The organism is Micrococcaceae bacterium Sec5.7 (assembly GCA_039636785.1).
GTDB lineage: Bacteria > Actinomycetota > Actinomycetes > Actinomycetales > Micrococcaceae > Arthrobacter.
In genome coordinates this window covers 2,767,128-2,781,164 of the sequence record CP144169.1, presented here as the reverse complement: position 1 = coordinate 2,781,164, position 14,037 = coordinate 2,767,128, and the positions used below count along the sequence as shown (strand labels likewise).

Below are 14,037 nucleotides of genomic sequence, written 5' to 3'. Positions count from 1 at the left end.
CCTGACGTGAAGTTTGGAACAGCCCCGCTGCTATTGCAGCGGGGCTGTTCTTTGCTAGTATTAATCCAGTCATTGGACTAATTGGTTCCGTTGTTGTTCCGGCCGACCGACGCGATGGAGAGGCTACAAGATGTGGGATGAGTCCTATCAGGCCGGCTACCGCGCCGGCCACCTTCAGGGCTGGCGGGATGCTGTCGCCAGCCGCGCAGGATCAGCCCAGACGGACGTTGCTGAGGCGGGCGGGCCCGTGTATGTCCAGGCAGCACCGGCTGAACGTCTCCAAACTTCCGCGCGGCCCCGGCCGGTTCGGACGGAATCTCCGGCTCCGCGCACTGAACCGGCAGGCATTCCGGCTCCGCGCACCTCGGCAGCGCATCAAGGGTTCCGGCCATCACAGCAGCAGCTGTCCCCGGCACAGGTCAAGGCTGAACAACAGGCTCGCCGGGTGAAGCAGGACCGCCAGAACATCAACATGACGCTCTACATCGCCAGCCTGCTGCTGGTGGCCGCCGGAGCCTTGTTCATCGGCACAAATCTTCCTGAGATGCTTCGCTTCGCCGGTGTTGGCGCCATCACGGCACTGTTCTATGGTGCGGGCTTTGTTCTTCACGCCAGGGCTCCACGCCTCCGGCCGGCCGCGGTGGCTTTCGCCGGCACCGGCCTTGCCCTAATCCCGGTCACAGGGCTTGCCATGTACAACTTCGCTGTACCCAATGGCCCTGTTGCCTGGCTGGTCACGTCCCTTATTGGCGTTGTGGCGTACGTGGTGGCAGCGGTCCGGCTCGAAAGCAGGGTGCTGGTATATCTCTCCCTGACATTCGTGGTTTCCACGGCCTGGTCAGGTGTTTCAGTACTCGGTGGCGCCCTGGTCTGGTATTTCACGGCGATGATTGCGGTGGCCGTCCTCCTGGCCATCCTCGCGCTGATGCGTCCGCGATGGCTGCCGCCTGTCTACATCAGGCCGCTGATGGACCTTCACCCGTTTGTTGTGCCGGCGGTAGCCGTTGCGGTGACCTTTGTGCCCCTGCTGCTGGAAAGGGCGAATACGCCCTGATCATGGCAATGTGCGGCTGCTATTTCGCGCTGATGGCGTTAGTGCCGGCCGGCAGGTTCAGGCTGTTGAACTTCCATGCCGCGAGGCTGGCACTGACTGTTGCCGCCGCCGTCGGAGTCTGGCATCTCACTGACCGGGGGACCGACGCCCTCGCGGCGGCGGCAGCGCTGCTGGCAGTACAGGCCGCGGGTATTTCTTTCGCTGCGCGCACTCTGGCGGCGTGGCTTCCGGGGTCCGGGACCCGGTCCGGAAACGCCGGCCGGTGGAAGGCTGACGCTCTGGTCACTTTCGGCATCCAGCTGGTGCTCACGCTTGGCTTCGCCGTTGCGGTGGCGCTCTCAGAAGCGTTCCGCTACGGCTCCCTTGACCAGCCGGCCAACATTCCTCTCTGGATCCCTGTGGTCCTCGCAATCACCACCGGCATGGTGCTGGCGGCAAGGCTCGGCGGGGCCGCCGAGTGGGCTCCGGCAGCGGCCCTGATACTTGCAGGACTGTTCGGCGAGCGGGTGGGATACTGGGCGTTGGCAGGCATGCTAGTTCTGGCAGCAGCATTCTGGGCCGTCCGTTCCGTTCCCTCGGGGACTCCGCTTCGGCAGCAGTTTGTGCTGGCTGCACGGATCGCCGTCACTCTGGCGGTTCCGGTGACGGTTGCGGCAGCGGGCGGCGATGGGTTGCCGCAGCAGGCCCCCGTTCTGCTGTCATTCGCCCTGGCGCTCGTGTGTCAGCAGCTGCTGACGGCTGGCTTGCTGCTTGCCGGGATCCGCAGCCTTGCCCCGAATGTCAGCCTTGCCGTCTTCGCGGGGCTCGGTGTTCTGGCGGGCTCCGTTTTGCCTTTTGCGGACACCACCCAGAGCGAAGGTTTGGCTGGCCTGGCCCTGATGGTCCAGCTTGTGGCGGCGCTGGGCATCGGCTGGCTGCTTTTCCGGCGTTCCCCTGACGGTGCTCCTTGGGAGCCCACAATCTCTGAGGCCCTCCCTCTCGTTGTGGCCCTCGCCGCGGTACCGCTGACTTTTGCCGGTGTTTCGCAGCTGATGGGAAACATCGCTTCGCTGTTGGTTGTGGCTTTCCTGGTAGCCACAGCCGTCCGGCTGACCGGCCTGCAACACCGCTGGGCATATTGGTGGCTTGCCCGCGCTGCGTGCACCAGCCTGATTCTCACGGCATTCCACCAGCTGCAGGAGACTTCAGGGCCGGTGGTAATTGGTGATGAGCGTGTTTTGCCCGCAACGGTCCTGGCGGTGGCACTCGGCTTGCAGCTCGTGTTCCCCCTGGCGGCCGCTTCCAGGAGCCGCGCCCCGCGGTTGGTCATGGCGGATGCCGCCGCCGTGCTCGGTATTCAGCTGGCCGCCACCGCAACCATCGCGCTGTCTGCAGACAGTGAAGGGCAGGTCACACTGTCCACGGTATTAGTGGCCCTGTGTGCCGCGGCCTCCGGTTACGTCCTGCGGGAAAGGGCCGGGTCGTTTGTCTTCGCGCCCGCGGCGCTGTTGCTGTTGCTGCTGTTCAGCGGTGGCGGGATGCTCCACGTCGGACTGCTGCTGGGCATTTTTGCCGCCTTCAGCGCGGTGATGGTGGTCGCGGTCAAGGAACGCGTCGCCAAGGGCGGGTATTTCATCGCCGCACGGGTACTCACGGCCGCCCTGGCACTGGTACTTAGCTATGACATCGCGGCGTCCGCCACAGCGGTGTCGGTGACGTCCGCACTGGTCCTGGCGGTCCAGCACGTGATCCGCTGGTTGATGCGCAGGAGGCTGCAGCAGGTTCCCTTCCAGCAGGCTGCCGTATGGATCACCTTGGCCGGCCAGGTGCTGCTTCCGCTCGGCTATCTCTGGCAGTCCCGTTTCCCGCAGGACCCGCAGGCGGACGACGGCGGCCGATGGGTCGTGCTGCTGGAACTGGTCCTGCTGCTGGTCTCCGCCGCTGCCGCCAGCCGTTTCTTCGCCGCCCGCGGCGCTGTCTACCTCACGGTTTACGCGGCGCTGTTCGGTGTGGTGGCGCTCGGCCCCCGGCTCCGATTCGGGCCGGGGGAGACCGGAAGCGCTTACCTGGCCGCGCCCGTTCTGAGCGACAACGGAGTGGCGCTGGTGCTGTTGTGCATGTCCCTCGCGGCGACAGTAAGCGGCGTGCTGCGGCCGGCCTCCCTGGGGCCCGCATCCGTCCGGCCAGTCGACACGGCACCCGGGACCATCGAGCGCTGGCTCTGGCTGGCAGCCGCGGGTTCCTTTGCCGTGTCAGGGATCGTGCTGTCGCCGTTGGCATCGGACTGGATCTCAGGGGCGGCGGTGCTTGTGCTCGCCGTGGTCTGCTTCGCTGCGTCACACCTTGAGAAGCTGCCGGCCGTCTACCCGCTGGCGGTCGCGTCGTTTCTGACCGGCGCCACGCTGTCTGCAGCTGTGGCGTTCCGCGATGTCCCCGGTGCCTGGGGGGACTATCTGCCGTGGCTGGTTGGCTGCGGCATCGCGGGCGCAGGGCTTTATGCCGTCCGTCTGGCGTTCAGCAGACCGTTCCTGGGCGCCCCGGTAAGGCGCTGGTCCCTCGCCGGCGCAGGGGCTTTGGGGCTGGCGATCGCTGCGGTGGCCGGGCTGTGGCACCATGCCACGTCCTGGACCGGTGTGGTGTTCGTGGCGCTGACTGCCACAGTCTGCTGCCTCGAAGCGCCCGCCAAGGAGCGCAGGGTTACCGCTGAACTCGCTGCCCTGGCCGTCACGGCCTCCATCCAGCGTGCCGTGCTGTTCGCCGACGAGGGCCTGGATGACAGCTCCTGGTCCTATCCGGCCGGACCCGATCCGTTCTGGACCACCCAGTGGTATGTATTGCTGGCCGGTGTGCTGGCACTGCTTCGGTACAAGTCCGGGCACTCCCTTGCCGGCCGGCTGGTCCTGGGTGCGGGCGCTGTCCTGCTTTCACTAAGCGGCCTGGGAATCATCTTCGGCGGCAACGGTGGACAGCAGCTGTGGGTACTGGCGCTACTGGCCGTGCTTCTCGTGACCGGACTGGGCCTGGGTGAGCGGCTGTTCGTCTGGTGGGGTGCCGCCGGAAACGCGGTCTGCATCATGTGGGCCATGCGGCAGTACACGTTCGCACTCCTGGCGCTGATCGCCGTCGGGCTTATTGCCTTGGCCGTGTGGCGGCTGAACCGCAGCAAACCGGAGCAGGTGCCGGCTGTAGGGACGCAGGCTCCGGACCCCACACCGCCGCACGCCCTGGCGGCGGACGCCAGGCCCGAGGAGCCGCTCCACCGCCCCTGATAGGGTTGCTTCCAAAGAGAGGAGCTCATCATGGGATGGCTTATTTTCCTGATTGTGGCCGTTGCAGTGGTGGCTGGCGTTTTCTGGGCCAAGAGGCATTTCCGCAACGAGATTGACCGCGCCAAGCGGATCAACCGCGCCAATAAGAACCAGCAGTAGCTACGGCGCCAGCGGCTCCGTAGCCAAGGCCTTCCGGGCCCGGCTCAGGGCCTGGTACCAGTAGAAGGAATCCTTGGGCGTCCGCTCCAGGGTGTCAAAATCAACATGCACCAGCCCGAAGCGCTGCGAATACCCGGCGGCCCATTCGAAGTTATCCAGCAGCGTCCAGACGTAATAGCCCAGCAGCTCTACGTCGTCGGCGATCCCGCCCGGGGCCGTGGCCATCAGCGCCTGGCCAAGATGGCCGGAAATGTAGTCGATCCGCCGGTCATCCGGGATGGGCCCGGAGACGTGGTCAGGCTCAGGGAAGCTGGCGCCGCTTTCCGTGATGTAAACCGGCGGCAGGGCATCGCCGTAGCGGTCCTTCAGTTCCCGCAGCAGGATCCCCAGATGTTCCGGGGCAACCGGCCAGCCGAAGCCTGTCGTGTCGTACTCGCCAAAGGCAGCCTGGTGGAACGGCACCCGGGCCATGGCCTCGGCAGGTCCCGCCGGGCTTTCGGGTGGCCCTTTTCCGGCGGCTATCTTCACCGGGTAGTAGTAGTTCAGGCCGTAGAAGTCCAGGGGCTGATGGATGGTGCGCAGATCGGCGTCGGAAATCCGTCCCAGGGAACGGAACCACGGCTTGGCGATCAACGGAGGTTTGGGGTAGTGGCCCAGCAAGATGGGGTCTGCGTACACCCGGTTGAGCATCAGGTCGAACACGGTTGCCACCAAACGGTCGGCAATTTTGCGGGACGCCGGCCGGACCGGTGAGTGCAGGTTGGTGACTCCGATGCTTCCTCTAACCCCCTCCGCCCGCAGTGCCTGAACCGCGAGGCCATGTGCCAGCAGCTGGTGGTGCACGGCGGGCAGCGCATCGAACAACAGATCGCGGCCGGGGGCGTGGACACCGAGTGCATAGCCGTTCAGCGTAACGGACACGGGTTCGTTGAGCGTGACCCACTGATCAACCCGGTCACCGAAGCGTCCGGCTGCTGCGGCGCTGTATTCGGCGAACCGTTCCGCGGTGGAGCGATTCATCCAGCCCCCGCTGTGTTCCAGCGGGAGCGGGGTATCCCAGTGGTACAGGGTTGCCATGGGGGAGATGCCAGCTTCGAGCAGCTGATCAATCAGCCGGTCATAAAAGTCCAGGCCTTCCGCGTTGAAAGGTCCCCGCCCATCCGGCTGGATCCTTGGCCAGGAGAGCGAAAAGCGGTAGGAGTCCACCCCGAGTTCGCGCATCAGCGCAACGTCTTCGGGGGAGCGGTTATAGTGGTCGCAGGCAACGGTGGGCGAATGTCCGTCCACAATACTGCCGGGTTTCTCGGCGAAGGCGTCCCACCCGGACGGGCCCTTGCCGTCTGCTGCCACTGCACCTTCAATCTGGAAGGCGGCCGCGGCGACCCCCAGGGTGAATCCAGGATTGAGGCGGCCGGCGAGCTCCTGCACCGAAACAGCATTCTCCACCGTCATGCCACTATCATCCATTCGAAGGTTGCTGAAGGCAATGACCTGAGGGCCCTTGTGCCGCCAGATTCGCTTCTGTGGACAAAATCCGGCATACTAGATGAGTTGTTCAAGCGCTTCTTCGCGTCCCGATCCGGATAATGCCGGGTGTCAGGGTCCAAGTGGAAGACCAAACATAACCCACTCCCCATGGAACTGCGGATTTGTACGCGTGAAAATCGCGACACGCCCGACCGCGGGGGTCGGTTACGCCGGCAGGTTGAGGAACCCGGATTCTTCCGGATTCAGCCTGTGCGTCGGGTGGTAGTTCAGACTTCAAATGCTTCGGCAGCCACATGCAACACGCAAGTAAACAGAGCAGCCCTAACTAGAGCAGCACTAACTGAAAGAGAGTCAGGCGACATGGCGGGACAAAAAATCCGCATCCGGCTGAAGTCATACGACCACGAGGTCATTGACGTTTCAGCACGGAAGATCGTTGAGACGGTCACGCGCGCAGGCGCAACGGTAGTGGGCCCTGTGCCGCTGCCTACGGAGAAGAACATTTACTGTGTTATCCGCTCTCCGCACAAGTACAAGGACAGCCGTGAGCACTTTGAAATGCGTACTCACAAGCGTCTTATCGACATCATCGATCCCACGCCGAAGGCCGTTGATTCGCTGATGCGTCTCGACCTGCCGGCCGACGTGAACATCGAAATCAAGCTGTAGGGAGGTGCTGAGAAACTATGACCGCAATCCGTAACGTAAAGGGACTGCTGGGCACGAAGCTCGGCATGACCCAGGTCTGGGACGAGAACAACAAGCTCATCCCCGTCACTGTGGTCCAGGCTGACTCGAATGTCATCACGCAGCTGCGCAACGCAGAAGTTGATGGCTACGTCGCAGTCCAGATCGGCTATGGCCAGATCGATCCCCGCAAGGTCACCAAGCCGCTGGCTGGTCACTTTGAAAAGGCAGGCGTCACGCCTCGCCGCCACGTCGTAGAACTGCGCACTGCAGATGCTGATTCTTACGAGCTGGGCCAGGAGCTTTCTGTAGAGCTCTTCGAAGCCGGCCAGAAGATCGACGTTATTGGCACCACCAAGGGTAAGGGCTTCGCCGGTGTTATGAAGCGTCACGGCTTCCACGGTGCTCCCGCCTCACACGGTGCTCACAAGAACCACCGCAAGCCCGGTTCAATCGGTGGCGCATCCACCCCGAGCCGCGTCTTCAAGGGCATGAAAATGGCCGGCCGCATGGGCGCCGTTCGTCACACCACGCTGAACCTCACGGTTCACGCAGTTGACGTCGAGAAGTCGCTGCTCCTGATCAAGGGCGCCGTCCCCGGCGCCCGCGGCCAGGTCGTACTCGTACGCACCGCCGTGAAGGGAGCCTAGTTCAATGACTAGCACTGTCAAGGTTGACCTGCCTGCAGAGATCTTCGACGTTCAGACCAACGTGCCGTTGCTGCACCAGGTCGTCGTAGCCCAGCTCGCCGCTGCTCGCCAGGGTACCCACAAGACCAAGACCCGCGCCGAAGTATCCGGTGCAGGCCGCAAGCCGTTCAAGCAGAAGGGCACCGGCCGCGCCCGTCAGGGTTCAATCCGTGCTCCTCACATGACCGGTGGTGGAGTTGTCCACGGCCCCACGCCGCGTGACTACAGCCAGCGCACCCCCAAGAAGATGATTGCTGCTGCACTGCGCGGCGCTCTCTCTGACCGCGCCCGTAACGGCCGCATCCACGTTGTTGCTGAACTGGTGGCCGGCACCAAGCCGTCCGTCAAGGATGCACTGTCAACGTTGCGCGGCGTTTCCGAGCGCAAGAACCTGCTCGTTGTCATTGAGCGCGCCAACGATGTTGCTGCACTTTCCGTGCGTAACCTCGCCGGTGTTCACGTTCTGTACGCAGACCAGCTGAACACCTATGACGTACTCGTTTCTGACGACGTTGTCTTCACCAAAGCTGCCTACGAAGCATTCGTTGCTGACAAGGCAGAGGCAAAGAATGAGGAGGATGCCAAGTGAGTGCAGCCACCATCAAAGACCCGCGTGACGTCGTGCTTGCACCCGTCGTATCGGAAAAAAGCTACGGCCTGATCGATCAGGGCAAGTACACCTTCCTGGTGGACCCCCGCTCGAACAAGACCGAGATCAAGCTGGCCGTGGAGAAAATTTTCTCCGTCAAGGTCGAATCGATCAACACCATCAACCGTGCCGGTAAGCGTAAGCGCACCAAATTCGGATGGGGAACCCGCAAGAACACCAAGCGTGCGATTGTCTCCCTCAAAGAAGGCACTATCGACATCTTCGGCGGTCCGCTCGCGTAGCGGAGACCACTTTAACGAGGAAATAAATTATGGGAATCCGTAAGTACAAGCCGACTACCCCGGGCCGTCGTGGCTCGAGCGTAGCTGACTTCACCGAAATCACGCGTTCGACTCCGGAAAAGTCGTTGGTACGTCCGTTGCCCAAAAAGGGCGGCCGTAACAACACCGGTAAGATCACAACCCGTCACAAGGGTGGTGGGCACAAGCGCGCATACCGTCTGATCGACTTCCGTCGTCACGACAAAGATGGCGTCAACGCCCGCGTTGCCGAGATTGAGTACGATCCGAACCGTACGGCTCGCATCGCCCTCCTGCACTACGTTGATGGCACCAAGCGTTACATCATCGCCCCGAACAAGCTCTCCCAGGGTGACTTCGTAGAGGCAGGTGCCAACGCTGATATCAAGCCTGGCAACAACCTGCCGCTGCGCAACATCCCGGTTGGTACCGTAATCCACGCAGTCGAACTGCGTCCGGGTGGCGGCGCCAAGATGGGCCGCTCCGCTGGCGCATCTGTTCAGCTCGTTGCAAAGGAAGGCCGTTTCGCCCAGCTGCGTCTGCCTTCCGGCGAAATCCGCAACGTTGACGTGCGCTGCCGCGCTACTGTCGGCGAGGTCGGCAACGCTGAGCAGTCGAACATTAACTGGGGTAAGGCCGGCCGTATGCGGTGGAAGGGCGTTCGCCCGACCGTCCGTGGTGTCGCCATGAACCCGGTTGATCACCCGCACGGTGGTGGTGAGGGCAAGACTTCAGGTGGCCGTCACCCCGTCAACCCGAACGGTAAGCGGGAAGGCCGTACCCGCCGACCCAACAAAGAGAGCGACAAGCTTATTGTTCGTCGCCGTCGTACTGGCAAGAACAAGCGATAGGAGCCCGGACACATGCCACGCAGCCTGAAAAAAGGTCCTTTCGTTGACCAGCACCTCTTTGTGAAGGTAGCCAGGGAAAACGAAAAGGGCACCAAGAACGTCATTAAGACCTGGTCCCGCCGCTCGATGATCATCCCCGACATGCTCGGACACACGATCGCCGTGCACGACGGACGCAAGCACATCCCGGTGTTTGTCACCGAGTCGATGGTCGGGCACAAGCTCGGCGAATTCGCTCCCACGCGGACATTCCGCGGCCATGTTAAGGACGACCGTAAGGGCAAGCGCCGCTAGGCGCCTGCACTTACGTCTTAGACGAGAGAAGGAAAGCAATGGAAGCCAAGGCAATTGCGCGTCATATCCGCGTAACGCCTATGAAGGCCCGGCGCGTCGTCAACCTTGTTCGTGGTAAGCAAGCGAATGAGGCTCTGGCAATTCTGAAGTTTGCCCCACAGGCAGCTTCGGAGCCGGTATTCAAGGTAGTTCAGTCGGCAATCGCAAACGCCCGGTCCCTCGCGGACCGCGACGGCGTTTCGTTTGACGAAAGCGACCTCATCATCAGCGAAATGTATGTTGATGAAGGCCCGACCATGAAGCGGTTCCAGCCGCGTGCCCAGGGTCGTGCATTTCAGATCAAGAAGCGCACCAGCCACATCACTGTGGTAGTCGCTACACCTGAGAAAGAGGAGGCTCGCTAAGTGGGACAGAAAGTTAACCCGCACGGGTTCCGACTCGGCATCACCACCGATCACGTATCGCACTGGTTTGCTGACAGCACCAAGCCGGGCCAGCGGTACAAGGACTTCGTCCGCGAAGACATCCGTATCCGCCAGCTTATGTCTGTCGGCATGGAGCGCGCCGGCATCGCCAAGGTTGAAATCGAGCGCACCCGTGACCGTGTCCGCGTGGATATCCACACGGCACGTCCGGGCATCGTTATCGGCCGCCGCGGTGCAGAAGCAGACCGCATCCGCGGCGAGCTCGAAAAGCTCACCGGCAAGCAGGTCCAGCTGAACATCCTCGAGGTCAAGAACCCCGAGATGGAAGCACAGCTTGTTGCCCAGGGCGTTGCTGAGCAGCTGACTTCCCGCGTGGCTTTCCGCCGTGCGATGAAGAAGGCCATGCAGTCCGCACAGCGTGCAGGTGCCAAGGGCATCCGTATCGCTTGCTCGGGTCGACTGGGTGGCGCAGAAATGTCCCGCTCGGAGTTCTACCGCGAAGGCCGTGTGCCCCTGCACACCCTCCGTGCGAACATCGACTACGGCTTCTACGAGGCCAAGACCACCTTCGGCCGCATCGGCGTGAAGGTCTGGATCTACAAGGGCGACGTCACTGCCAAGGAACTGGCTCAGCAGGCAGCTACTGCTCCGTCCCGTGGCCGTGGTGCCAGCGACCGCCCGGGTCGCCCGGGTGGCGCTGACCGCGGCGGAGACCGCCGTCGTCGTACCGACCGTCCGGCCGCCGAAGCAGCACCTGTTGCTGCAGAGGCTCCGGCAGTTGAGGCAGCTGCACCGGCAGTAGAAGGAGGACAGGCTTAAATGCTTATCCCACGTCGAGTCAAGCACCGTAAGCAGCACCACCCGGGTCGTTCCGGCGCTGCTACGGGCGGCACCAAGGTCTCGTTCGGTGAATACGGCATCCAGGCTCTGAGCCCGGCCTACGTAACCAACCGTCAGATCGAATCTGCACGTATTGCGATGACCCGCCACATCAAGCGTGGCGGTAAGGTCTGGATCAACATTTACCCGGACCGTCCGCTGACGAAGAAGCCGGCCGAAACCCGCATGGGTTCCGGTAAGGGTTCTCCGGAATGGTGGGTCTCAAACGTCAAGCCGGGCCGGGTTCTCTTTGAGATCTCCGGTGTCGAAGAATCGGTAGCTCGCGAGGCACTGCGCCTGGCAATCCACAAGCTCCCGTTGAAGGCACGCATTCTGCGTCGCGAAGGTGGTGAATAGAAATGTCAGTAGGGTCTAAGGATCTCGCAACCGTACAGCTGGACGGTTTCGACAACGAGCGTCTCGTTGAGGAGCTCCGCAAGTCCAAGGAAGAGCTGTTCAACCTGCGTTTCCAGTCCGCCACCGGTCAGCTGGAGAATCACGGTCGTCTGCGCGCGGTAAAGAAGGACATCGCACGCATTTACACCGTTCTCCGTGAGCGCGAACTGGGCATTCGTGCCGAGGTTGCCGCACCGGTTGTGGAAGCCAAGGAAGAAAAGAAGTCCAAGAAGTCCGCAGCCCAGGCTGAGAAGGCTGAAAAGCCTGCCGAAGCTGAGACCGAGGAGGACGCCAAGTGAGTGAAAAGGACGAGAACGTGACGGAAACTGTTTCTGCTGCGGAAGCTACGGCTGAGCAGCGCGGTTACCGTAAGACGCGTCGCGGCTACGTTGTCTCTGACAAGATGGAAAAAACCATCGTTGTTCAGGTTGAAGACCGCGTGAAGCACGCTCTGTACGGCAAGGTCATCCGCCGCACTTCGAAGATCAAGGCTCACGACGAAGAGAACGGCGCCGGCATCGGCGACCTCGTACTCATCGCCGAGACCCGCCCGCTGTCCGCTACCAAGCGGTGGCGTCTGGTTGAGATTCTCGAAAAGGCCAAGTAACACCTGCAGCTTCGCTGTCCGGAAACCCCCGTTCCCTTTGGGAACGGGGGTTTCCGCGTTTCCGGGGGGAATGCGCAGGGAACTGTTCCGTGGGCCTGTTCCTGGCACTGTGCCGGGTCCTGTTCCGGCGCCCCGCGTCACCGGGCGCAGACTCTTGCGGCGAGTCCGACGGCGGCGGGCCGGGTTTCCGGGGGAACGCGCCTGAGGCGGGCTAAAAGACTGCGGTGGGTGACGCCGTCGTCGGACGCTTTCGTCGAGATGCCCTGGGCTGTCGCAGCCGGGCGGGCTGCTGTGATAAAGAAATGGCGCAGAAATATGCTAGGATATTGAGTTTGTATGGCGCCGTTTGTGCGCTGTCATCTACCTCGTAAACAATCGTGCCACGGCATAGTGCCCCCTCGCGTCATTTTGGCCTGGGAAGCAAATGTTTTTGGCACTGGCGTTTAGGCCTGGCCTGGCAAAATCCAGGCAGGTCAAGAGACACCCCGATCAACCGTTCCGCAAGGCTCATTCCGTAGGAAGATTTTCGGTCTGAGAACCAGCGCGACGCAAGGAGTAAATAGTGATTCAGCAGGAGTCGCGACTCAAGGTCGCCGACAACACGGGTGCTAAGGAAATCCTTACCATTCGCGTTCTCGGTGGATCTGGCCGTCGCTACGCAGGCATTGGCGACGTCATCGTCGCCACCGTCAAGGACGCAATTCCGGGCGGCAATGTAAAGAAGGGCGATGTAGTCAAGGCTGTCATCGTCCGTACCAAGAAGGAACGCCGCCGTGCGGATGGTTCCTACATCAAGTTTGACGAGAACGCAGCTGTGATCCTGAAGGCTGACGGTGACCCCCGCGGTACCCGCATCTTCGGACCGGTTGGTCGTGAACTTCGTGACAAGAAGTTCATGAAGATCGTTTCTCTGGCTCCGGAGGTGCTTTAGTCCATGGCTAAGATCAAAAAGGGTGACCTGGTTCAGGTCATCACTGGCGCCAAGGCTGAGCGCGGCGGCGACCGTGGCAAGCAGGGCAAGGTTCTGCGCGTATTCCCCGAAACCAACCGCGTGTTGGTTGAAGGCATTAACCGCGTGACCAAGCACACCAAGGTCGGTCAGTCGCAGCGCGGCACCAAGACCGGTGGCATCGAGGTCGTTGAGGCATCGGTACACATCTCCAACGTGGCTCTGGTTGACCCGTCCACCAAGAAGCCCACCCGCGTCGGTTTCCGCACCGAGACTGTTGAGCGCGATGGCGTGAAGCGTGAAGTGCGTGTCCGCGTGGCCAAGAGCTCCGGGAAGGACATCTAATGACTGAGACTCTCGAGACTCCGGCAAGCAAGATCGTTCCTCGTCTGAAGACCAAGTATGCGGATTCCATCAAGGCCACGCTGGTTGAGGAATTCAAGTACGAGAACGTTAACCAGGTTCCCCGTCTGGTCAAGGTTGTTGTGAACATGGGTGTTGGAGATGCCGCCAAGGACTCCAAGCTGATCGACGGCGCTGTCCGCGATCTGACCCTGATCACCGGCCAGAAGCCGCAGGTAACCAAGGCCCGTAAGTCGATCGCGCAGTTCAAGCTGCGCGAAGGCATGCCCATCGGCGCACACGCAACACTGCGTGGAGACCGCATGTGGGAATTCGTGGACCGTCTGGTAACGCTGGCTCTGCCGCGTATCCGTGACTTCCGCGGCCTCAGTGGCAAGCAGTTCGATGGCAACGGCAACTACACCTTCGGTCTGACCGAACAGGTTATGTTCCACGAGATCGACCAGGATTCCATCGACCGCGTACGCGGCATGGACATCACGGTTGTCACCACCGCCAAGACCGACGACGAAGGCCGCGCGCTGCTCAAGGCGCTTGGTTTCCCGTTCAAGACCGAAGCTTAATCTAGCTACGTAAAAGGTCCGGCGTTGTCACTGAAGGCATCGCGGAAACCGTTATGAGGAAGGGCAAAAGCCCACATGACTATGACAGATCCAGTCGCAGATATGCTTACGCGTCTGCGCAACGCCAACTCGGCATACCACGAGTCCGTGACTATGCCGTACAGCAAGCTCAAGGCACGCGTTGCCGACATCCTGAAGGCTGAAGGTTACATCGCCTCCTGGAAAGAAGAAGACGCGGAGGTTGGCAAGAAGCTGACCCTCGAGCTCAAGTTCGGTCCGAACCGCGAGCGTTCAATCGCTGGCGTTCGTCGTATTTCCAAGCCGGGACTGCGCGTTTACGCAAAGTCCACCAACCTGCCGCACGTACTTGGTGGCCTGGGTGTCGCAATCCTGTCCACCTCTTCCGGGCTCTTGACTGATAAGCAAGCCGGCAAGAAGGGCGTGGGTGGGGAAGTCCTCGCCTACGTCTGGTAACG

19 protein-coding genes are annotated in these 14,037 nt (G+C 62.0%); 18 read left to right on the top strand and 1 reads right to left on the bottom strand.

Going from position 1 to position 14,037, the window contains the following annotated elements; translation table 11 throughout:
* Positions 1-130: 130 nt before the first annotated feature.
* From V3C33_13240 to V3C33_13230, 3 genes are all read left to right on the top strand, one after another.
* Positions 131-1,054 (top strand): hypothetical protein, encoded by a 924-nt coding sequence (locus V3C33_13240; protein ID XAS66454.1) that lies wholly within the window; start codon positions 131-133, stop codon positions 1,052-1,054.
* Between the two features lie 65 nt (positions 1,055-1,119).
* The gene (locus tag V3C33_13235) at positions 1,120-4,302 is read left to right on the top strand and encodes a hypothetical protein (GenBank protein ID XAS66453.1); all 3,183 of its coding nucleotides are present in this window, start codon (positions 1,120-1,122) and stop codon (positions 4,300-4,302) included.
* 30 nt (positions 4,303-4,332) lie between these two features.
* Positions 4,333-4,461: a hypothetical protein gene (locus V3C33_13230; protein XAS66452.1), complete on the top strand. Its 129-nt coding sequence runs from the start codon at positions 4,333-4,335 to the stop codon at positions 4,459-4,461.
* Here the strand turns inward: V3C33_13230 and V3C33_13225 are convergent, their stop codons facing one another.
* Positions 4,462-5,913 (bottom strand): GH1 family beta-glucosidase, encoded by a 1,452-nt coding sequence (locus V3C33_13225; GenBank protein XAS66451.1) that lies wholly within the window; start codon positions 5,911-5,913, stop codon positions 4,462-4,464. It lies immediately after the preceding gene.
* A 396-nt stretch (positions 5,914-6,309) separates the two neighbouring features.
* Between V3C33_13225 and rpsJ the strand changes: the two genes are divergently transcribed.
* The 15 genes from rpsJ to rpsH all read left to right on the top strand — a co-directional run bounded on the left by rpsJ (position 6,310) and on the right by rpsH (position 14,035).
* The gene (gene rpsJ, locus V3C33_13220; protein ID XAS66450.1) at positions 6,310-6,618 is read left to right on the top strand and encodes a 30S ribosomal protein S10; all 309 of its coding nucleotides are present in this window, start codon (positions 6,310-6,312) and stop codon (positions 6,616-6,618) included.
* Positions 6,619-6,635: 17 nt separating this feature from the next.
* A complete protein-coding gene (gene rplC, locus V3C33_13215) occupies positions 6,636-7,286 on the top strand; it encodes a 50S ribosomal protein L3 (GenBank protein ID XAS66449.1) in 651 nt (216 codons plus the stop codon).
* Between the two features lie 4 nt (positions 7,287-7,290).
* Entirely contained in the window at positions 7,291-7,914 is a 624-nt protein-coding gene (rplD, locus tag V3C33_13210; GenBank protein XAS66448.1) for a 50S ribosomal protein L4, read from the top strand.
* Complete coding sequence (gene rplW, locus V3C33_13205; protein ID XAS66447.1) at positions 7,911-8,216, top strand: 50S ribosomal protein L23; 306 nt, start codon at positions 7,911-7,913, stop codon at positions 8,214-8,216. Before rplD ends, rplW begins: the two co-directional genes overlap by 4 nt.
* A gap of 29 nt (positions 8,217-8,245) precedes the next feature.
* Positions 8,246-9,085: a 50S ribosomal protein L2 gene (gene rplB / locus V3C33_13200; protein XAS66446.1), complete on the top strand. Its 840-nt coding sequence runs from the start codon at positions 8,246-8,248 to the stop codon at positions 9,083-9,085.
* 12 nt (positions 9,086-9,097) lie between these two features.
* Positions 9,098-9,379: a 30S ribosomal protein S19 gene (rpsS, locus tag V3C33_13195; GenBank protein XAS66445.1), complete on the top strand. Its 282-nt coding sequence runs from the start codon at positions 9,098-9,100 to the stop codon at positions 9,377-9,379.
* Positions 9,380-9,417: 38 nt separating this feature from the next.
* Positions 9,418-9,783 (top strand): 50S ribosomal protein L22, encoded by a 366-nt coding sequence (gene rplV, locus V3C33_13190; protein ID XAS66444.1) that lies wholly within the window; start codon positions 9,418-9,420, stop codon positions 9,781-9,783.
* Positions 9,784-10,623, top strand: a complete 840-nt coding sequence (gene rpsC, locus V3C33_13185; protein XAS66443.1) for a 30S ribosomal protein S3 — start codon at positions 9,784-9,786, stop codon at positions 10,621-10,623.
* Entirely contained in the window at positions 10,624-11,040 is a 417-nt protein-coding gene (gene rplP / locus V3C33_13180) for a 50S ribosomal protein L16 (GenBank protein XAS66442.1), read from the top strand.
* 2 nt (positions 11,041-11,042) lie between these two features.
* A complete protein-coding gene (gene rpmC / locus V3C33_13175; GenBank protein ID XAS66441.1) occupies positions 11,043-11,378 on the top strand; it encodes a 50S ribosomal protein L29 in 336 nt (111 codons plus the stop codon).
* Positions 11,375-11,686 (top strand): 30S ribosomal protein S17, encoded by a 312-nt coding sequence (gene rpsQ, locus V3C33_13170; protein XAS66440.1) that lies wholly within the window; start codon positions 11,375-11,377, stop codon positions 11,684-11,686. Before rpmC ends, rpsQ begins: the two co-directional genes overlap by 4 nt.
* Before the next feature lie 562 nt (positions 11,687-12,248).
* Positions 12,249-12,617 (top strand): 50S ribosomal protein L14, encoded by a 369-nt coding sequence (gene rplN / locus V3C33_13165; GenBank protein XAS66439.1) that lies wholly within the window; start codon positions 12,249-12,251, stop codon positions 12,615-12,617.
* Positions 12,618-12,620: 3 nt separating this feature from the next.
* Entirely contained in the window at positions 12,621-12,980 is a 360-nt protein-coding gene (rplX, locus tag V3C33_13160; protein ID XAS66438.1) for a 50S ribosomal protein L24, read from the top strand.
* Entirely contained in the window at positions 12,980-13,561 is a 582-nt protein-coding gene (gene rplE / locus V3C33_13155) for a 50S ribosomal protein L5 (GenBank protein XAS66437.1), read from the top strand. The genes rplX and rplE overlap by 1 nt, the downstream gene beginning before the upstream one ends.
* Positions 13,562-13,636: 75 nt before the next feature.
* On the top strand, positions 13,637-14,035 hold the full coding sequence (rpsH, locus tag V3C33_13150; GenBank protein XAS66436.1) for a 30S ribosomal protein S8: 399 nt from the start codon (positions 13,637-13,639) through the stop codon (positions 14,033-14,035).
* Positions 14,036-14,037: the final 2 nt, after the last annotated feature.